Raw genomic sequence first — 19,785 nt, 5'->3', positions numbered from 1 at the left:
CCCGAGCTCTACGGCATACCAGGGCCGTCCATCTCGCCCGCGTCCAGGACTCCCGCCGGGTCGGCACCCGCAGCATTGAGCATGTCCGCCATGCGCAGCACATCCGCTGCGCCTGCTGCGTTGCACATGCCCCCAGCACGGAGTGCATTCACAGTGCCCCCAGCGTCGAACCCGACCACAGCACGGGTTGCGCCCGCCGCGCCTCCTGCGCCATCCAGGGACATCTACGCGGCCTACATAACCACGGACAGTGTGTATGGCACACCCACGAAGCAGGACGCGATTCACCCAGCCAAGGTGGGAGCCGTCACGAATACGTCCCCAACCGGCGAAAGCGGCACCGTCACGCCCTTGGCCAGCAGGAGTCGCACAAGCCCTGCACCACTCGCAGAAAGCCTCCCGGAAGGAGACAGCGTTATGGGCCGCGAACACGGTGACGAAGGAGCCACCACCGCGGCAATTGGAATGGTCAATGTTACGCATACAACCAGGACAACTCCGAGGCGCTATCTGGCTCCGGCAGCTTCCTCGACCGGCAGGGAGCCGACCGACGCGGAGCCAACTCGGATGAGGTCTCTCGGCGCGGAGCTGACGGAAGAGAGCTCCACAGACGCGGGTTCTGCGGCGAGCTTGAGCGGGACAGACTTGCCGGAGCTGGATCCAGCAGAAGCGGAGCTCACTGGGGCGGGGTTGACGGGTGTTGTTTCGGCCGAGGCAAGGCCGAACAGGAGAGACCCGGCTGAGCCGGCTTCGACCAAAACCAAGTCGCCTGAGCGAGAGCCGACCACAGAGGCACCGGCTGTGGGAGATCCGCCCTGGCGAAAGCCAGCAGGAGGGAAGCCGACCAGCGAGGAGCAGCCTGCGGGAAAGCTGGTCAGAGAGGAGCAGCCTGCGGGAAAGCTGGTCAGAGAGGAGCAGCCTGCGGGAAAGCTGGTCAGAGATGACCGGGCTGAGGAGGAGCGGATCAGGGGGAGGCCGGCTGGGGTCGGGTTGACCGGAGGAGGGTGGGCGGGGAGGGAGGAGCACGAAGCCCGAGCCGCGCTCATGCGGGCCGCCGACGTGGGCGACCCCATCATGGGCCGCCTCATATCCGAGTACAGCGCGCCAGAGGCCGTGGAGGCGATCAGAGCCCGCTCCCTGCCTCCCGACTTCGTAGCCAAGGAAACCCAGCAAGAGCACCCACCCAACCTCACGACCCGCCTGAACGCCTGGTACGCCCGCCTGGCCGCCGCCAACCCCAGGGCCGATCTCGAAGCGGGAGAGAGATCAGGAGCCAGGCTGATCATCCCGGGCAGCCCCGAATGGCCGACCCAACTGGACCAACTGGGCCCAAGCCGCCCCCTCGGCCTGTGGCTACACGGCACAGCGGATCTCCGCTTCTCCTGCCTCAAATCCGTCGCGGTGGTAGGCGCCAGAGCCGCTACCGCGTACGGCGTTCACCTCGCGGCCGAGTTCGGCGTCGGCCTCGGCGAGTCAGGCTGGACCGTCGTGTCAGGTGGTGCCTTCGGCGTGGACGGAGCGGCTCACAGGGGTGCGCTGGCGACTGACTGGCCCACAGTCGTCGTCCTGGCCTGCGGCGTGGACGTCTGCTATCCGAGCGGCCACAACACCCTCTTCGCCGCCGTACGAGACCAGGGAGTGGTGCTCAGCGAATGCCCGCCTGGCGTACACCCCACCCGAGCCCGCTTTCTCATCAGAAACCGCCTCATAGCGGCCCTGTCGAGAGGCACGATCGTTGTAGAAGCGGCCCTGCGCAGTGGAGCCCTCAACACAGCCGGCCACGCCCTGGCCCTCAACAGACATCTTGGAGCCGTCCCGGGCCCGGTCACGTCGAGCATGTCAGCCGGATGCCACAAACTCCTCCGAGACCGCAAGGCGGTATGCGTCACCTCACCAGAGGAAATGATCGACCTCGTAGGCGTAATGGGCGATGACCTGGCCTCACATTCCCGAGCACCAGCAGTCCCCCGGGACAAGCTCAACGAACCGACCAGAAGGGTCCTGGACGCGGTCCCCTCCCGCGGAGGCGCAGGCCCAGCCTCCATAGCCGTCGCCGCCGGCGTGAGCTTGGACGCCGCCTTGAGCGCTCTGGGCGGCCTGGCAGCCGCCGGCTACATAGAACGAACCACGAACGGCTGGCGCCTCCGCAAGCAAACGACCACCTACCTCAAGGCCCCCGACTCGGCTGCCCTGGAACCCCCACCCAACCGCGAGCCCCCTGAGGACCCCGTCTTCATGGAAGACAACCCTCCGCTCCCAGATGAGGAGCCCTGACACTCCCCAGCCGAACTCACCGCTCACCACCACCGGCCCATTCAGCCACCCGATGAGAGCCTCCAGCGGGCGTTGGCCGACCAGCGTGGCATCCGCACCATTGGTGCGGGTGGTTGCACTGCCGGTGACTCGTGTTCGAGGAAGCGGCACCGACCTCACGGCCAGAGAGGGACCCGTGACGACATACGACCGTCTGCGCGAGGAGAAGCTCGCGCGGCTCCCCGTTCACGAGCGGGCCATGCTCAACCAGATGCCGGATCTCCCGACGATCGGCACAGCCGGAATGCGCGCCGGGATCGAGGCCCATAACCGCTCCATGACGGTCGCCCCGGACGTCGAGGTGCGCGATGCCGAGGTCGAGCTCACCCAGCACGCCTTCGAAGCCGCAGGCAAGCTGCGACTGCTCACCGAGCACATGCGCTCTCGGCTGACGCACCGACAGGACAGCGTCGAAAACCTGGCGCGGGTCGCCGACTCGCTCGGCGGCATGTGCGATCCGGGCCGCGATGCCCAGCGATGACGCCGACATCGTCAGCATGGTGATGGGCAAGCCCCATGAAGCGGCCGAACTTCCACATCGGCCTGGGCGATCGTCCGCGCTGGTGTGACCGGCCCGAGGGCCGTGCCGATGGCCAGGCCCGGGGGCTGACCAGACCAGCCCCAGCGCCGATATATCGGCCCCAACCGGCATCGCGAATGTGGCCGAACACCCAGGTACGCCCTCGATGCAACGTGCCTTCACCGCTGGTCAACGTGCCTTCGTGCCTGAAAAGATCATCTTGCTCTGACCTGCGAGAAGAAGCCAAGAGCCCAAGATATCGATCGACCTGCTCGGAGCACACATTGCCGCCGCGCAGACGCCATGGGTCCACAGTCTGGCCCTTGATCAGTGTCCGGATTCGCCGCGATCCGCAGACCCGCGGCCGCCGAAGTGCGGTCACTTCTCGCGAGCATCGATCACGTTTCCGGCCGCCGAAGTGCGGTCAAGACTCCCGAGCAAGTGCGGTCAGTTCCCACGAACAAAAACCACTGGGGTGCGGTTGTTTCTGGGTAGGCGTTTGAATTATGCGGACGGTGAGGCGTTTCGAGGGTGGGTGGTGAGGTGGCGTTGGGTGACGGCGGCAACGTGGGTGTCGGCAGGGACGAGGCGTTGGGGGAGTTCAGCCGGTATCTGCGGTTGGAGCGTGATCTTTCGCCGCATACGGTCCGGGCTTACCTGACTGACGTCGACTCCCTGCTCGACTACATGGACGGGGAGCTTGAAGGGCTGGACATCGCGGTGCTGCGCGCGTGGCTGGCGGATCAGCATGGGGCGGGGAAGGCCAGAGCCACATTGGCTCGCAGGACTGCTTGTGCTCGCACCTTCACCGCCTACTGCCATCGCCGTGGTTGGCTGCCGGCGGATCCCGGGTTGTTGCTCGGTAGTGCCAAGGCACCCCGGAGCTTGCCCGCCGTGCTCGGCCAGGAGCAGGCACAGGCCGTATTGGATGCGCCTTCTACTGACGCGGAGCCCAAGGAGCTGCGGGATCAGGCGCTGCTTGAATTGTTGTACGCCACCGGCGTGCGGGTGAGCGAGCTGTGCGCGCTGGACGTCGATGACGTGGATCGGGAACGGAACGTCATCCGGGTGCTGGGCAAAGGGCGTAAGGAACGGTCGGTGCCGTTCGGGTTGCCTGCCCTCCGAGCCTTGGACAGGTGGTGCATTCATGGGCGGCCGCTGTTGGTCCGGGCGCAGTCGGGGCCGGCGCTCTTCCTCGGGGCGCGGGGCGGGCGCATCGACGCGGGGACTGTTCGGCGAGTGGTGCACGCTCGGTTGGCGCAGGTGGACGGGGCACCGGACATGGGGCCGCATGGGTTGCGACACAGCGCGGCGACTCATCTGCTCGAAGGAGGCGCCGATCTACGTAGTGTGCAGGAGCTGCTCGGCCACGCTTCCTTGAACACTACACAGATCTATACACACGTCTCCATCGAGCGACTTCGGGCCGCGTACCGGCAGGCGCATCCAAGAGCGTGAATGAGGTGACGTCCCGCATGGCGGTGTGGTTGCTCTCGTTGTCGTCGTGGAAACCCGCTCAGCCCTGTTCACCCAGCTGGGCGGCGCACTACAAGATCGTTGATCCACCACTCGGTGGGACGCCACCTGCATGGACGGCGCATGGCGCACGGGGACGCTGCTGGGTGAGCGGCTGCACGCCAGGGGATTGTGATGTTCCAGTTTCGCCTCTGCCCACCCTGCGGGCGTGGCGTCTCAGTTTCGCCTCTTAGCGTCGGGTAAGCCCAGGGGTTGGTCCTGGCTGCTCGACAAGATCCGGCTGTGGGATGGCCGAGGGCGAGCCAGCAGGAGGTCCGCTCGCTGCGGGGAACTCCGGTCGGAAGGTACAGGCCTTTTTGTGCGCTCGCGCGGGCGGTGGTCATGGCGCCGTGCATCCTGGCGAAGGGGGTCGGGCAGCGGAAGTGATCAGTGGTGATCGGTAGAGGGTGGGTGTTCGGGTTTACGGGCCCGTCTTCTGCGACGTTGTTTGCGGTGCTGGCCTCTTCTTGGGTTGTCGCGGTTGGTTCTCTCGCGTCGTCGGCGCAGGACGTTGATCAGGAGGAGGGCGTTTCCCAGCAAGGCGCTCAATACGAGGGTGGGGATTGTGGGGGGCCAGATTGAGCGGGTTGTAGGCCATGACTCCTCGGGCTTTGGCGTCAAGCGCTCGGCATCTGCCCCGACGACGGCTTCCGTCGAGGAGAGGCGGGTCGAGGAGAGGTGGTGGGTAGGAGTGCGGGTCACCGTGGTGCCGGGAGTTGAGGGGGTGACCAGAAATGCCGTCCTGCTGGGAACGGTCCCGAGGTCGAGGAGTGGGATTTGGATGAGTGCTTCGTAGCTGTTTGTGGGAGTGCCTGTGTGACTTGAGTGGCTGTCCGTTGTCGCAGGGTTGAGAGGTGCGTAGGTGCTTGTGGGTGTGGTGGTCCTGCGTCTTTGGAGATTGGTCGTGGTGGGCGCGAATGCTGTGTAGGCATTTGGGGGTGTGCTGAGAGTGGGCGCTGTGTAGGCGTCTGTGAGCTTGGCGACGGTGGATGGTGGGTGCGTGGCCGTCAGGGCGGTGGAGGTGTGGTTCGAAGTGGTTCTTGGCGGTGTGCTGCCGAGCGGGTGCCTGAATGGAGTGGTGGAGGCGGGTGGTGGCCAGTGTGGGAGGAGGCGGATGGGGGCTTTGGCCAGGAGCAGGAGGGGGTCTAGGTAGAGGGTGTTGCGTCGGAGGCCCCAATGGAGGCAGGACTGCTGGCAGTGGGGTTTCGGGGTCGCTTCTATGACGCCCAGTTCCGTGCCTGGTGTGACGGGCTGGCCTTTGCGGACCGATGCTGTGACTGGGAGGTAGGTCGTGCGAAGGCCGTTGAGGTGGTCGATGGTGACCACGCCTTTTCCCGCCACCTTGCCGGCGAAGTGAATCTTGCCTGCGCCGGCTGCCAGGACCGGGGTTGATACGGGGGCGGCCAGGTCGATGCCTCTATGGCCTGCCAGCCAGGGCTTGGGCGGTGGGGCGAAGCGACGCAGGATGCGGGGGCGGCCAGCCAGGGGCCGGCGCCATTGCAGGGGTTGGGCGTACCTGTACAGAGGGTGAGGGGCTCCGCTCGTGGTCTGGCGCCGCTTGCGGTCGTCCAGAGGTGGGCGTTGCGCATGGCCGTCTGTGGGTGAGCGCTGTTTGAGGTGATAGAGGGGCACGGGGGATGTGTGGCCGTCCGGGGTTGAGAGCGCTGTGAGGCTTCCCGGGGAAGAGGGTCCGGTGAGGCGGTTTCGGGGTGGGGGTTCGCTGAGGAGTTTTGGGGGTGGGAGCTCCGCGAGGCCGCCGCCCAGCGGTGAGAGTTGTACGAGGTTGATCAGCGGCCAGCGTTGGCTGAGGTCGAGTGGGGGTGGTGGATGTTTTGTGAAGTCCAGCAGGGGGTGGTGGTGGAGGTTGATCACGGGTGAGCGGTGCTTGTGATCGTGCAGGTGCTCGTACTGTGCAAGGTCGGTCGGTGGTTGGAGTTGTGTGCGGACGGCAAGGGGCGGGTGCCATGCGTGGTCGAGCGATTGTGGGTGCTGCGTGTGGGTGGCCGAGAGTGGGTGCCATGTGTAGTGGTTCAAGGGCGAGTGCGAGGGGTGGCTTGCCAGGGGTGGGTGGTCTGCCGAGCGTCTGTGGCTCGCCAGAAGTGGGTGGCCCGGCATGGGCCGATGGTGGCTTGTTGGGCGTGGGTGGCCTGCCGAAGGTGGGTGGCTTGTCAGCGGTGTGTTGTTTGGCCAGGGGGTTGGGCTTGGCGACGGTGACTGTCTGGTTGGGGGTGAGGCTCTTGTTGGGAGAAGCGGGAGGGCGAGGCAAAGCGTCGCGAGGATGGCCGTCGTTATGGCTGCCTTGGTGCGGCGGGGTGCCTGGGGGGATGGGGGAGAGTGGGGGGCTGCTGGGCGGGGGGCGGAGTTCATGGCGCGAGTTTGGAGGACGCGCATGGGGGTGCGGAGGGGTGAACTTCGTTCTGTTGATGGAAGAGCGGAGCGGGTGGGTGCTTGTGGATAAGTTGCGTTAGGCAAGCTGGTGGCGCTTGGCGTTGATCATGTGCTTGATCGATTGGGAATGGCGCTGTCATCGGTGATTGAGTGCTGACGGTGCTCTTGGTGTGAGTGATTGGGGTGGGTGGGGCGTAGGGGGGAGGTCCAGATCCAGAGGGCGCTCAGGGCAATGCCGGCGGCGCAGAGGAGGATGACTGGGCGCAGGCCCACCAATTCGGCCAGGACGCCGCCGGCGAGGCTGCCCAGGGCCAGAACGCCCTGTACCGCGAAGGTCGTGGTGGCGTTGATGCGGCCGCGGAGCTCAGGGGTGGCTTCGCGGAAGGTGATCGCGCCCATGCAGGTGGCGAAGGCCACGACTATGCCGCCGGTGATCGTACCGGTCAGGGCCAGGAGAGAGATCTTCCACCAGAGAGGGCCCGTGATGAGGCCGACGGCGAGAATCTCTATGGGGAAGAACAGCACGGAGACGAGGAGGACGCGGTTCTCGCCGTAGCGCTTGGCGAGACGGGTCGTGAGCCAGGCGCCCAGGAGGCCGCCGACGCCGCCCAGGGCAATGAGTGCGCCGATCAGGGCCTGGGGGATCTTCAGCGTGTTGACCATGTAGAGCATGTAGACGGCCGTGTACGCCATCGCGAAGAAGTTGATCGTGATCCCCGCACCGATCAGGGCGCGGAGCACCGGGTGGGTGACGCCGGCTTTCAGGCCCGCCATGACGTCGCGCAACATGCCTTGGGAGGCCGCGGGCTCGTTCCGTTCAGGGGTTCTGATGGACCGGAGCAGTAGGGCCGAGGTCAGGAACGACAAAGCCTCCGCCAGCACGGCCAGTGGAGCTGTGAGGAGCTGAGCCAGGAGGCCCGCCAGGCCGGGGCCGCCGACGGAGGCCACGGAGTAGGAGGCTTGGAAGCCGGCCATGGCCTCGGTTCGCTGACCCGGGTCGACGACCGCCGCGATGTGCGGGAAGTTCGCGGCTTTGAAGAGCACTCCGGCGGTGCCGATGACCAGGGCCACGAGGATCAGCCAGGTGACGTTCAGGAGGCCGAGGAGCCAGGCCACGGGGACGGTGGCGGCGGCGGCGCAAGAGACGAGCTCACAGGCGATCATCAGGGGACGGTGCCGGGTGAGCCGGTCGGCGATGGCACCCGACTGGAGACCGAACAGGAGGGCGGGCACCGACGCGGCCGCGGTCAGCAACCCCATCTGGGAGGGGGAGGCGGTGAGCAAGGTGACCGCGGTCAGGGGGATGGCCAGCTTGGACACCTCCGAGCCGGTCACTGAGACAGTGCGGGCCGTCCAGAGCAGGCGGTAGTCGCGTTGCTTGCGGAGGGGGAAGGTCTCAAGGCCGCCACCGGCTTCGTTCGATTCCGGGTTTGGGTGGCCCTGTGGGTTGGGCTGGCCTTCGGGGTTGGGGTGGCTCTGTGGGTGGGGTCGGGTTTCGGGGTTGGGGTGGCTTTCCGGGTTGGGTTGGTCTTCGGGGTTGGGGCGGGAGTCCGGGTCGGCGTGGTGGTGGGGAGCGTGGCTCGGCTCCGCGCGGGGGTGCGGGTCTGAAGGGGGGCGGTGGGGAGCGTGGCTCGGCTCCGCGCGGGGGTGCGGCTCTGGGGTGGCGTTGCAGGGAGTGTGGCTTGGCTCTGGGCCGGGGTGGGGTTCTGGGGCGGGTACCTGGGGGGTGTTCGGCTGCTGGGTGGAGTGGGGCTCGGGGTAGGGGGCTGAGCTGGGGGGATGGAGAGGTTGGGGGTTGTGAAGGGAACGCTTCATAGATGTGAAGATATTCCTTCATAGTTGTGAAGGCAATGCTTCATATCTCACACGGGTACCTTGGGCACATGACGCTGGACGGCAGAGGGCTCAGTGATCCCAAGGCGATGCGGGCGCTGGCGCACCCAGCGCGGCTGACGATCCTCACCAGGCTGGGGGAGGGGAGCGCCACGGCAACCGAAGTGGCCGAGGGAGCGGGGATCACGCCCAGTGCCGCCAGTTATCACCTGCGGATGCTGGCCAAGTACGGGTTCGTGGAGGATGCGCCGCCCCGGGGGGACGGCAGGGAACGGGTGTGGAAGGCGACCGGGGGCGGGCCGCTCAGCGTCGGGGTTGCGCCGGATGACCAGCCCGAGGTGCGGGATGCCAAGGTCGCGTTGATCGCGGTGTTTCGCCGGGACGCCGAGGAAGAGGCGAGGCGGGCTCTCGCCAACATGGACAGGGAGCCGGAGGAGTGGCGCGATGCGACGCAGTTCAGTCGCTTCCGGTTGAGGCTTGACGCTGATGAGATGGCGGGGCTCAGCCGGGCGATCGGTGAGTTGCTGGAGCCGTACGCCGCCCGCAATCGCGGCGAGGATGAGGCGCCGAGCGGATCGAGGATCGCTGAGGCGCACATCAACCTGTTTCCGGTGGCGAAGAGATCGGTGCCCGGTTTGCCCACCGAGGATCACGACGCGCACTGAAAGGGTGGTTTTCGGGCGGTCCCGTCCCGGTAGGAACACTGTGGGCGCCCCTGGGCATGTTGTCGTACCCCTGGGATGCGTGGGGCCTGGCGTGGAGTGTGGAGGAATGTCCGTTTGACCGCAGACGGTCGGGCTGGGGTGGTGTGGGAGGTAGACTTTTCGATGGCCTGTGACCACAGGCCGACTTCGCATGCCCCATCGCGGACCGCTTCTTCGGTCCGGGCCACGTGTCCGGCTGGAGCGGTTTCGGGGCATCAGGGCGGCAGACGACGCGCTGCCGCGGCACAACCGAGAATCGCGCCCTTCCGCAGGGCGCCAAGACCTGGAGGACCAGCACATGGCCCCCGTCGTCACCATGCGACAACTGCTCGAGAGTGGCGTTCACTTCGGTCACCAGACCCGGCGCTGGAACCCGAAGATGAAGCGCTTCATCTTCACCGAGCGCAACGGCATCTACATCATCGACCTGCAGAAGTCGCTGTCGTACATCGACCGTGCCTACGACTTCGTCAAGGAGACCGTCGCCCACGGCGGCACCATCCTGTTCATCGGCACCAAGAAGCAGGCTCAGGAGGCCATCTCCGAGCAGGCCGCCCGGGTCGGCATGCCGTACGTCAACCAGCGTTGGCTGGGTGGCATGCTCACCAACTTCTCCACCGTGCACAAGAGGCTCCAGCGGCTGAAGGAGCTCGAGGAGCTCGACTTCGACAACGTCGCGGGCTCGGGGCTCACCAAGAAGGAGCTCCTCATGCGCCGTCGCGAGAAGGACAAGCTTGAGCGTACGCTCGGCGGCATCCGCGACATGGGCCGCGTGCCCAGCGCGGTGTGGGTCGTGGACACGAAGAAGGAGCACATCGCGATCAGCGAGGCCAAGAAGCTTGGCATCCCTGTCGTCGCGATCCTCGACACCAACTGCGACCCGGACGAGGTCGACTACCCGATCCCGGGCAACGACGACGCCATCCGCGCGGTCGGCCTGCTGACCCGGGTCGTCGCCGACGGTGTCGCGGCCGGTCTGATGGCCCGCTCCGGTGCCGCCCGCGGTGACGAGAAGCCGGCCGCCGCCGAGCCGCTGGCCGAGTGGGAGCGCGAGCTCATCGAGCAGGGCACCGGCGAGCGCGCGGCTGATGAGGCCGCGGCTGCCGCCGAGCCCACCGAGGCCACCGCTTCTGCCGAGGTCGCCGCTCCTGCTGAGGTCGCCGCTCCTGCTGAGGACACCGCTCCTGCTGAGGACACCGCTCCCGCCGCGCCGGCCGCCGAGGAGGCCACCGCCTCCGCCGAGGGCGAGACCGAGCAGCAGGCCTGACGCCGAGACCGGTCCGGCTGCCGAGGCTGATCCGGATGCCGCGATTAGTCCAGGCGCCGAGGCCGGTCCCGACAGAGTCCTCGCGGGCTCGGTGCACAAGCACGGCACGACAGTTGAACAAGGTGAACCACATCGGCCGCCGAAGGTTCCGGATGACCGACCGGGTGAAGCCGTTGGCCCGCACCACGCGGGTGGCCGAGCCCGGACGGCAGGCCGGGGCCGGGACGAGACAGGCTGGACGAGCCGGACTGAGCTGGGGCGAGCTGGGCGAGAGCTCGGCTGGGCCAGCCGGGCCGGGTCAGTTCCGGGTCGGGCTAGGTCAAGCTCGGATCGGATCCAGGCAGGCCGGGTCGGATCGGGCAGGCCGGGTTCGGTCGGGTAAGCCCGGCAAGCCAGGTTCAGCCGGGCAAGCCGGGTTGGTTGGGGCAAGCCAGGTAGGTCAGGTGGGCCGGGTTGGGCTACGGTGAGCCGCATCAGGTTCGGGCGGCAAGCCGGGGCCCAAGGCGGTGAGCAGGGCTAACGTGGTAAACCGGGTCGAGGTGGTACGCCGAGGCGAGGCTGGGCAGTAGGCCGAGCACAGGTAGCAGCAGAGCCAGGGCGGCCCGAGTCCCGCGTAAAGACACCAGGCACGCGTTCGCCGTGCCGACCAAGGGTGGGTGGCCGGATCTCCGGTGCCCACCCGATCCACGACGAAATCCCACAAGGAAAAAGAGCATGGCTTCCGTGAACATGGCCGACGTGAAGCGGCTTCGCGAGATCACCGCCGCCGGCATGATGGACTGCAAGAAGGCGCTCGAGGAGTCGGAGGGCGACTTCGACCGCGCCATCGAGCTGCTGCGCCTCAAGGGCGCCAAGGACGTGGGCAAGCGCGAGGCCCGTACCGCCTCCAACGGCCTCGTCGCGCTCGAGCAGGACGGTGACTCCGCCGCCGCGCTGCTGGAGCTCAACTGCGAGACCGACTTCGTGGCCAAGGGCGAGCGCTTCCAGGAGCTGGCCGCTCAGGTCGTCGCGCACATCCTCGCCACCAAGCCCGCCGACGTGGCGGCGCTGCTGGAGTCCTCCGTGGACGGCAAGACCGTCAAGGAGCACCTCGACACCGCCAACGCCGCGCTCGGCGAGAAGATCGAGATCCGCCGCTTCGCGGTGCTGGAGGGCGGCTACATCGGCGCCTACATGCACCGTACCGACCCGGCGCTGCCCCCGGCGGTCGGCGTGCTGGTCCAGCTCGACAAGCCGAACGCCGAAGTCGCCAAGGACATCGCGCAGCACGCCGCGGCCATGGCGCCGCAGTACCTCAAGCCCGACTCCGTGCCCGCCGAGGTCGTCGAGAAGGAGCGCAAGCTCTTCGAGGAGATGACCCGTGAAGAGGGCAAGCCCGAGGCGGCGATCGGCAAGATCGTCGAGGGTCGGGTCAACGGCTGGTACAAGGACTTCACGCTGCTCCAGCAGGCCTTCGTCAAGGACAACAAGAAGAGCGTGGGCAAGTACGCCACCGAGAACGGCGTCGAGGTCCAGGCCTTTGTCCGATTCAAGGTCGGTCAGGCTTAGGCTTAGGCAAGCCGCCAGCTCATCGATCCATCCAACGAAGGAGGCCGCCGCCGTGCAGGACCACCGGGAGCCAGCCCACGAATCCACACGGACGGCGGCTTCCTCGTCCCAACACCCGCACAGTCCACTCAGGTGGAAACGGGTGATGCTGAAGCTGTCAGGAGAGGCGTTCGCCGGTCGGGAGCCCCTGGGCATCGATCCGTCGGTCGTCGATCATCTGGCCGACTCGATCACCGAGGCGGTCAACGAGGGCGTGCAGGTCGCGGTGGTCGTGGGCGGCGGCAACATGTTCCGCGGCGCCGCCCTCTCGGAGGGCGGCATCGACCGCGCCAGGGCCGACTACATGGGCATGCTCGGCACCGTCATCAACTGCCTGGCACTGCAGGACTTCCTCGAACGGCGTGGCGTCGAGACACGCGTGCAGACCGCCATCACCATGCAGCAGGTGGCCGAGCCGTTCCTGCCGCGCCGCGCGATCAGGCACCTCGAAAAGGGGCGCGTGGTCATCTTCGGCGCGGGGCTCGGCTCGCCGTTCTTCTCCACCGACACCGCGGCGTCCCAGCGGGCCCTGGAGATCGGCGCCGAGGCGCTGCTCAAGGGTACGCAGGTGGACGGAATCTACGACTCCGACCCACGCAAGAATCCTGATGCGGTCAGGTTTGACCACCTGGACTACGGCGAGGTGCTGCTCCGCGACCTCGCGGTCATGGACGCCACCGCCATCAGCCTGTGCAAGGACAATGATCTGCCGATCGTCGTCTTCGACCTCCTGGGCGAGGGCAACATCCTGCGGGCGGTCCGCGGTGAGAAAATCGGCACGCTGGTGAGTCCCGCAGGCAAATGAGGGAGCGAGCCCGACACCGCCAGCTAGAAGACAGGGAGCCGCTGTGATCGACGAAACCCTCCTCGAAGCCGAGGAAAAGATGGACAAGGCCGTCTCGGTCGCGAAGGAGGACTTCGCGACCATCCGTACCGGCCGGGTCACCCCCTCGATGTTCAACAAGATCAATGCCGAGTACTACGGCACGCCGACGCCGATCCAGCAGCTGGCGTCGTTCCACGTGCCGGAGGCCCGCATGGTCCTCATCCAGCCTTATGACAAGAGCTCGATGAGTGCGATCGAGAGGGCCATCCGCGACTCCGACCTCGGCGTCAACCCCACCGACGACGGTCAGGTGATCCGTGTGACGTTCCCGGAGCTGTCCGAGGAGCGCCGCAAGGAGTACATCAAGGTCGCCAAGAACAAGGGCGAGCAGGCCAAGGTGTCGGTGCGCAACATCCGCCGTACCGCCAAGGAGGCCCTCGACAAGATGGTCAAGGACGGCGATGCGGGGGAGGACGAGGTACGCCGCGCCGAGAAGGAGCTCGACGACCTCACCCAGAAGCACGTCGCCAAGATCGACGAGCTGCTCAAGCACAAGGAAGCCGAGCTGCTCGAAGTCTGATCGGCACGCCGCGTAGCGGGTCGCGTCGAGCGGGCCGCTACACGTGGCGGGACCGCGCCCACGGCGGATCGAGCCCGGTGGGCTGCCGCAGGTGGCGGTTTCCGCGCCTACGGTGGGTCGTGTTGGGCGAACTGCCGCGGGTGGTGGGTTCCGCGCCTACGGTGGGCCGCGTCCGGCGGCCGCCGCAGGTGGTGGGTTCTGTGTCGGTGGTGGGTCGCGTCGCGCGGGCCGCCGCGGGTGGCAACTTTGCATCTACGGCCCTCGCCCCCCGAGGCGGGGGCCGTGGCTCTTGGAGAACTCTGTGGAAGAACGTACGGCTGGCACCAGCTCGAACGGCGGTAGCCGTACCGGAAGGAACCTGCCTGCCGCCATCGCGGTCGGCGTGGTGCTGGGCGCGCTGGTCCTCGGCTCCCTCTACACGATCAAGGAACTGTTCCTCCCGTTGATCGTGGCGGCCGTGGGTGTCGGCGTGCTGGAGCTGATCAAGGCCTTCGCCACCCGGGATATCAAGGTCCCGGCCGTGCCCGTGCTCGCGGGGCTGGTGGCGATGCAGACGGGGGCCTACTGGGGCGGGCCGGAATGGCTGCTGGCCGGGTTCGCGATCTTCGCGTTGGTGTTGCTGGTCTGGCGGATGTTCACCGGGGGCACGGAGGGTTACGTACGCGACGCCACGGCGTCGGTGTTCACCCTGTTCTATCCCGCGATGCTGAGCTCGTTCGCGGCGTTGCTGCTCAGGGCCGCCGACGGCGACCACCGGGTGCTGATCTTCATCGCGGTGACCGTGGCCAGCGACATCGGCGGGTTCATCGCGGGTGTGCTGTTCGGCAGGCATCCGATGACGCGGATCAGCCCGCGGAAGACCTGGGAGGGGTTCGCCGGGTCGTTCGTGGCGTGCACGGCGGTGGGGGCGTGGCTGGTCGCGTGGTTGCTCGGCGGCGAGATCTGGCAGGGAGCGCTGATCGGCGCGCTCGCGGCGCTGCTGGCGACCATGGGCGACCTGATCGAGTCGATGGTCAAGCGGGATCTCGGCATCAAGGACCTGGGCACCATCCTGCCCGGGCACGGCGGCCTGATGGACCGGCTCGACTCGCTGGTGACGACGCTGGTGCCGGTCTGGCTGCTGATGACGCTGTTCCTCTAGACGGCGCTGTTCTCCTAACGGCGCTGTTCTCCTAACGGTGCTGTGCCTCCAGCACTTCGTTGGTGATCGGTGAGAGCCAGAGCCACCGTACGATCTCGCCCCCGAATGCGAATCCTGACATGTCGGGCATGTGGGGTGGGTTGGCCGTCATCAGCACCCCCGAATACTGCGCCCCCAGCGGGAACGTCGAAGGCTCGTGATACCACTTCGCCGTGTGCCCGTGGCCCAGCCATGTGACCGAGTGCCACGGATACTGCGACAACCACACCAGCAGCAGCGCCGCCTCCTTGGGGTCCTCGCGGGTGGCCACGGCCAGCTCGATCCGCGCGTACGCCCCCGGCTTGTCGATCCACTGCTCGACCGTGGGCATGCGCTGACAGCTCATCCCCACCGTGGACAACACGGTGAAGGAACGTTCCCGGTGCGGCGGGCGTTCGGTGATGCCGACGGTCGGCAGCCGCTCGCCGCTGGCGTCCCAGTAGCGGCCCGCCGGCCCGAGCACCCGGTCCAGATGGCCCATCACGAACTGCTGGAACGACGCCCAGGACCCTTCGCCGTGCCGCCAGCGCCAGTAGGATCTGGCGTTGGAGATACGGGGCCGCAGCCCTTCGAGCGCTTCCGACAGCGCCCAGGCGAACGGCGACTCGCCCACCGCGTCCCGCGCGTATCCAGGCATGCCCCGGCTCATGTCGGCCCAGCCGGGGATGACCGCGAGCAGGTCGTCGTCCTCGTAGATGGCCACGCCGTCACCCTCCTCCAGCCACAGCGCGCTGAGCTGTCCGAGCGGCCGCCGGCCGTCCGGGTGCACCGTGTTGGGCCGGGGCATGAGCGGCGGCAGGCCGGCGTTGATCCGGGCCAGGTCGACCGCGGGCGGGGCCGGGCTATGGTTGGCCAGCCAGACGGCGCCGTGGACCGCGCCGTCGGGCGAGCACAGGTAAGCTACCGAGGAGCTCTCATCTCGCTCGACCACGAGCGTCCGGCTACCGTACGGATTACCGGCGGCGAGCACGACCTCGGTGCCACCCTCGCCAGATGCCGACCGGAAAATCGCCATACGTTGTGACTGTAGATCGGGCGGCAAGCCCGATGCGAGCGGCTCTGCGACCAGGAATGCCACCTCCGTTCCAAACGTTCACTACCCTGGTCGCAAACCCTTCAAGCAAAGGCAGTAACGTGTCCCAGCCTCCAGGTCAGCTCACCTTCGTCGCGCCCAGGCGAGCCAAGCCCGCTCGGCACCTGGCCGACCTGTCGATGGCCGACCGGCGGGCGGCCGTGACCGAGCTGGGCGAGAAGGCATTTCGGGCGGACCAGCTCTCGCGTCACTACTTCGAGCGCCTCACCACCGACGTCGGCGCGATGACAGACCTGCCCGCGTCGGCCAGGGAGCGGCTCGGGACGCTGCTGCCCGATCTGCTCACCCCGGTCAAGGAGCTGACCACCGACCGGGGCACCACGCGCAAGACGTTGTGGCGGCTGTTCGACGGGGCGCTGGTCGAGTCGGTGCTCATGCGCTATCCCGACCGGGTGACGATGTGCGTGTCCTCGCAGGCCGGCTGCGGAATGAACTGCCCGTTCTGCGCCACCGGCCAGGCGGGCCTGACCCGTAACATGTCGACCGCGGAGATCGTCGAGCAGGTCGTGGCGGGTGCCCGCGCGCTGGCCGCCGGAGAGGTGCCGGGCGGGCCGGGCCGGGTGAGCAACGTCGTGTTCATGGGCATGGGCGAGCCGCTGGCCAACTACAAGCAGGTGATCGGCGCGGTCCGCCGCCTGGTGGAGCCCTCGCCGCACGGCCTGGGCATCTCCGCCCGCGGCGTGACCGTGTCCACCGTCGGCCTGGTGCCCGCCATCGGCAAGCTCGCCGACGAGGGGCTGCCGGTCACGCTCGCGCTGTCGCTGCACGCGCCCGACGACGAGCTGCGTGACACGCTGGTGCCGATCAACACCCGGTGGAAGGTGGCCGAGGTGCTCGACGCGGCGTGGGCGTACGCGGCGAGGACCAAGCGGCGGATCTCGATCGAATACGCGCTGATCAAGGACATCAACGACCAGGAGTGGCGGGCTGACCTGCTGGGCAAGCTGGTCAGAAACAAGCTGGTGCACGTCAACCTGATCCCCCTCAACCCGACGCCCGGCTCCAAGTGGACGGCGTCGAGGCCCGAGGACGAGCGGGCGTTCGTGCGGCGGCTGGAGTTCCACGGGGTGCCGGTGACGGTCAGGGACACGCGTGGGCGCGAGATCGACGGCGCCTGCGGGCAACTCGCCGCCGCCGAATAGGCCCAGCGGGGCGCGACCACCGCTGCGACGTCGGCGGAGGCCGCGTCGCAGCCGGGCTGAAGATGGTCGCCGTAACCGAGCTCACCCGGCGGGTTGAAGGCGGTCGCCGCCACCAGGTGGGCTGGAGACTCGGCGCCGCTGGGCGGGCCTACACGCGGCGCCAGACGTAGACGCCCAGGCCGATCAGGGACCAGGCCAGGGAGATCGCGGCCAGTTGGGGAAGCTGGTCGAGCAGGAGGCCGTCGTTCGCGGCCTTCATCCAGGCGATCAGCGGGACGGTGAGCCAGTACACGGACGAGGCGCTGATCAACAGCATCACCAGGAAGCCGAGCACCAGGGCCATGATCGAGACGGCCGGGGAAGCGACGACGGCGCGGCTGGTGAGGGCGCCGAGGGCGGTGCCGGCCAGCGCGGCCAGGGCGTGCAGCAGCAGGACGGCGGTCAGCACGCCGGCCGACGGTGCCTGACTCACGCCGAGCAGGAGCGCCACGCCCAGGTCGAGCGCCGACAGCACGGCACACGCCGCGAACGCCGCGACCAGGCCCGCCGCCACCTCCCTGCCCCGGCCGCCCACCTGGATCGCGGACAGGTCCCGCTGCAGGTCGGGCTCGGTGTCCAGGAGGCTCCTGGCGGCCCAGGCCAGGATGGGGATGATCAGTATGGCGCCGTCCGTGAGCACGGAGACCTCCGCGCCCCTGGGCGCGCGGCTGCCGTACAGGATCGCGACCATGGCCAGGGTGAGGAGGAGGGCCTGGTAGACGCGGTGGGAGCGGACGTAGGCGGCCAGCCGGAAGGCGGTCAGGGCGATCATCCGGTCTCCCCGATCTCGCGGGCCTGGTAGCCCTCGCCACGCATCCGGGCGAGGAAGGGCTCAAGGTCGCCCGCGGGTAAGGTGACCGCCACGGTCACCCGCGGGTGCTCGGCGGCCACCGGTCCGGACTCGACCGCGGTGCCCTCCTTGAGATGGCCGTCGACCATGGCCCAGCGGCGGACGGCGGGTAGCGACCGCAGGCCGCCCTGGTGGTCGCTGACGATGACGATGCCGCCCCCGGCGGCCACCTCCACGGCGATCGACGGCAGCGCCTCGCGGGTGTCCACGTCGAGGCCGGCGAACGGCTCGTCCAGGATGAGCAGCCCGGGGCCGGCCATCAGCGCCTGGGTCAGGCCGACCTTGTGCGCGCTGCCCTTCGACAGCTCGCTCAGCGGCACGGTGAGCAGGTGGCCCATGTTGAGCCGCTCGACCCATGGCTCCCACCGGGCGCCGCCGCGTACGCGGGACATGTGACGCAGGTAGGCCGTGACCGTGAACGGCTGGGCCGTGGGCAGGCGATCGGGAGCGAAACCGACCACCGGCGGGCGGTCGGTGATCGTGCCCGTCGTCGGCCGCGCCAGGCCCGCGATCAGGCGGAGGAGGGTCGACTTGCCTGCCCCGTTCACGCCGGTCAGCTCGATGACGTCACCGGGCGCTAGGTCGGCGTCGGCGGTGTGGATGACGAAGGGCTCGCGCCTTCGATAGCGGTAGGAGACCTTGGACAGTCGCATGGTGCGGCAACGCTACATGTCGGGTCGCATGGCCGGGATAAAGGCCCGACAATAGACGAAAAATCCCAGCAGATCTCATGAGGAGCAGGGCTTGAACCGCTTTCCACGCGTCATGGGCATGCGTTCAGGCTATGACCCCGCCGAAGTCGACGCCCTGATCGGGCGGATCGAGTCGACGTTGGGCAGGGGCTCGCACGCCATGGAGCCCGTCACCGCCGATGACGTGCGCAGAGCCACGTTCCGCGCCCGGCGCGGCGGTTACCAGGAGACCGCGGTCGACTTCGCGCTGGAGGCGTTCGTGGTGGCGCTGGAGACGCAGGCCAAGCGCCCGGTACGACTGGCCCTGGCCGAGCCCACCGGCGACATGCTGCGCGAGGAGTGGTTCGAGACCCAGGCGGCCCGCGTCGAACGGGTGGCCTTCCGCGCGGGCCGCATGGGCACCGGCTACAACGAGGACGAGGTCGACGCCTTCCTCGACCGGATCGTGGCCACGTTGCGCGGCACGACGGACTACCCGGTGACGGCCGAGGAAGTGCGGGCGGCCAAGTTCTCGACGGTGATGCTCAGGGCCGGTTATCTGATCGCGGATGTGGACGCGTTCCTGGCGGGCATCGCCGACGTGCTGGGCCAGCGCGTCTAACGGTCCTGGACGGCGGCGAGCAGTCCGCGGAGGTCGGGCAGGACGCGCTGGAGGATCGAAGGGTCCGGTGCCTGCTCGCCCAGCCGGTTGATCCAGATGCGGTGGAGTCCCAGCCGGTGGGCCGGGACCATGTCGTGGAAATAGCTCTGCGCCACGTGCACCCACACCTCCGGCTCGTACGAGCGGCGGAACAGCTCGAAGTGCGCCAGGTCCGGTTTGTACGCGCCCGCGTCCTCCGCCGTCACCACCGCCTCGAACGGCACCGGCAGCCGCCGCCGGGTCTCCGCGACGAGGTCGCGGTCACAGTTGGTGAGCAGCGCCAGCTTCCACCCCGCCTCGCGCAGCGCCGACAGCTCGGCCCCGGCCTCGGGGAACACCGGCCAGTACGGCAGTGTCGCCGCCAGCACGGAGGCGTCGTCAACGGCCAGGTCCACCTTCTCCTCCGCGCACGCCCTGCGCAGCGTCTCGGCCAGCACCTCGCGGTAGCGCAGCGCCGGCGACTCGCTCTCCACGGCGTGCTCGTGCCGGTTGTACGCCTCCAGCAGCCGCGCCCCCTGCCCGGGAGCGATCAGCTCCGCGCTGGTGCGGATGCCGTGCCGCCAGTCGACCAGAGTTCCGTAGCAGTCGAACGTTACCCATCGCATATGATCATAAT

At 68.1% G+C, this 19,785-nt stretch carries 16 protein-coding genes; 11 read left to right on the top strand and 5 right to left on the bottom strand.

Features of this window, described 5'->3' with window-relative positions:
- Positions 1-417: 417 nt before the first annotated feature.
- From dprA to ABGB18_RS40540, 3 genes are all read left to right on the top strand, one after another.
- The gene (dprA, locus tag ABGB18_RS40550) at positions 418-2,274 is read left to right on the top strand and encodes a DNA-processing protein DprA (RefSeq protein WP_347700996.1); all 1,857 of its coding nucleotides are present in this window, start codon (positions 418-420) and stop codon (positions 2,272-2,274) included.
- Between the two features lie 175 nt (positions 2,275-2,449).
- The gene (locus tag ABGB18_RS40545; protein WP_347700995.1) at positions 2,450-2,794 is read left to right on the top strand and encodes a hypothetical protein; all 345 of its coding nucleotides are present in this window, start codon (positions 2,450-2,452) and stop codon (positions 2,792-2,794) included.
- A 582-nt stretch (positions 2,795-3,376) separates the two neighbouring features.
- Positions 3,377-4,291: a tyrosine recombinase XerC gene (locus ABGB18_RS40540; RefSeq protein WP_347700994.1), complete on the top strand. Its 915-nt coding sequence runs from the start codon at positions 3,377-3,379 to the stop codon at positions 4,289-4,291.
- Positions 4,292-6,841: 2,550 nt separating this feature from the next.
- Here ABGB18_RS40540 and ABGB18_RS40535 read toward each other — a convergent pair.
- Positions 6,842-8,551, bottom strand: a complete 1,710-nt coding sequence (locus tag ABGB18_RS40535) for an MFS transporter (protein WP_347700993.1) — start codon at positions 8,549-8,551, stop codon at positions 6,842-6,844.
- Between the two features lie 68 nt (positions 8,552-8,619).
- On the opposite strand from ABGB18_RS40535, the gene ABGB18_RS40530 reads away from it, so the two are divergent.
- The 6 genes from ABGB18_RS40530 to ABGB18_RS40505 all read left to right on the top strand — a co-directional run bounded on the left by ABGB18_RS40530 (position 8,620) and on the right by ABGB18_RS40505 (position 14,674).
- Entirely contained in the window at positions 8,620-9,234 is a 615-nt protein-coding gene (locus tag ABGB18_RS40530) for a winged helix-turn-helix domain-containing protein (protein WP_347700992.1), read from the top strand.
- A 337-nt stretch (positions 9,235-9,571) separates the two neighbouring features.
- The gene (gene rpsB, locus ABGB18_RS40525) at positions 9,572-10,540 is read left to right on the top strand and encodes a 30S ribosomal protein S2 (RefSeq protein ID WP_347700991.1); all 969 of its coding nucleotides are present in this window, start codon (positions 9,572-9,574) and stop codon (positions 10,538-10,540) included.
- 714 nt (positions 10,541-11,254) lie between these two features.
- A complete protein-coding gene (tsf, locus tag ABGB18_RS40520; protein WP_347700990.1) occupies positions 11,255-12,088 on the top strand; it encodes a translation elongation factor Ts in 834 nt (277 codons plus the stop codon).
- 145 nt (positions 12,089-12,233) lie between these two features.
- Positions 12,234-12,932 (top strand): UMP kinase, encoded by a 699-nt coding sequence (pyrH, locus tag ABGB18_RS40515; RefSeq protein WP_347700989.1) that lies wholly within the window; start codon positions 12,234-12,236, stop codon positions 12,930-12,932.
- A gap of 43 nt (positions 12,933-12,975) precedes the next feature.
- Entirely contained in the window at positions 12,976-13,533 is a 558-nt protein-coding gene (gene frr / locus ABGB18_RS40510; protein ID WP_347700988.1) for a ribosome recycling factor, read from the top strand.
- A 301-nt stretch (positions 13,534-13,834) separates the two neighbouring features.
- The gene (locus tag ABGB18_RS40505) at positions 13,835-14,674 is read left to right on the top strand and encodes a phosphatidate cytidylyltransferase (protein ID WP_347700987.1); all 840 of its coding nucleotides are present in this window, start codon (positions 13,835-13,837) and stop codon (positions 14,672-14,674) included.
- Between the two features lie 31 nt (positions 14,675-14,705).
- On the opposite strand, the gene ABGB18_RS40500 is transcribed toward ABGB18_RS40505, so the two are convergent.
- On the bottom strand, positions 14,706-15,728 hold the full coding sequence (locus tag ABGB18_RS40500) for a suppressor of fused domain protein (protein WP_347700986.1): 1,023 nt from the start codon (positions 15,726-15,728) through the stop codon (positions 14,706-14,708).
- A gap of 119 nt (positions 15,729-15,847) precedes the next feature.
- On the opposite strand from ABGB18_RS40500, the gene rlmN reads away from it, so the two are divergent.
- A complete protein-coding gene (gene rlmN, locus ABGB18_RS40495) occupies positions 15,848-16,948 on the top strand; it encodes a 23S rRNA (adenine(2503)-C(2))-methyltransferase RlmN (protein ID WP_347700985.1) in 1,101 nt (366 codons plus the stop codon).
- Between the two features lie 148 nt (positions 16,949-17,096).
- On the opposite strand, the gene ABGB18_RS40490 is transcribed toward rlmN, so the two are convergent.
- Positions 17,097-17,759, bottom strand: a complete 663-nt coding sequence (locus ABGB18_RS40490; protein WP_347700984.1) for a hypothetical protein — start codon at positions 17,757-17,759, stop codon at positions 17,097-17,099.
- On the bottom strand, positions 17,756-18,490 hold the full coding sequence (locus ABGB18_RS40485; protein ID WP_347700983.1) for an ATP-binding cassette domain-containing protein: 735 nt from the start codon (positions 18,488-18,490) through the stop codon (positions 17,756-17,758). Before ABGB18_RS40485 ends, ABGB18_RS40490 begins: the two co-directional genes overlap by 4 nt.
- Positions 18,491-18,581: 91 nt before the next feature.
- On the opposite strand from ABGB18_RS40485, the gene ABGB18_RS40480 reads away from it, so the two are divergent.
- Positions 18,582-19,130, top strand: a complete 549-nt coding sequence (locus ABGB18_RS40480) for a DivIVA domain-containing protein (RefSeq protein ID WP_347700982.1) — start codon at positions 18,582-18,584, stop codon at positions 19,128-19,130.
- Here the strand turns inward: ABGB18_RS40480 and ABGB18_RS40475 are convergent.
- Positions 19,127-19,774 (bottom strand): HAD-IA family hydrolase, encoded by a 648-nt coding sequence (locus ABGB18_RS40475; RefSeq protein ID WP_347700981.1) that lies wholly within the window; start codon positions 19,772-19,774, stop codon positions 19,127-19,129. The two genes, ABGB18_RS40480 and ABGB18_RS40475, sit on opposite strands and share 4 nt — an antisense overlap.
- Positions 19,775-19,785: the final 11 nt, after the last annotated feature.

The organism is Nonomuraea sp. B12E4 (assembly GCF_039871825.1).
Classification (GTDB): domain Bacteria; phylum Actinomycetota; class Actinomycetes; order Streptosporangiales; family Streptosporangiaceae; genus Nonomuraea.
This window is presented reverse-complemented; position numbering and strand designations above follow the sequence as displayed.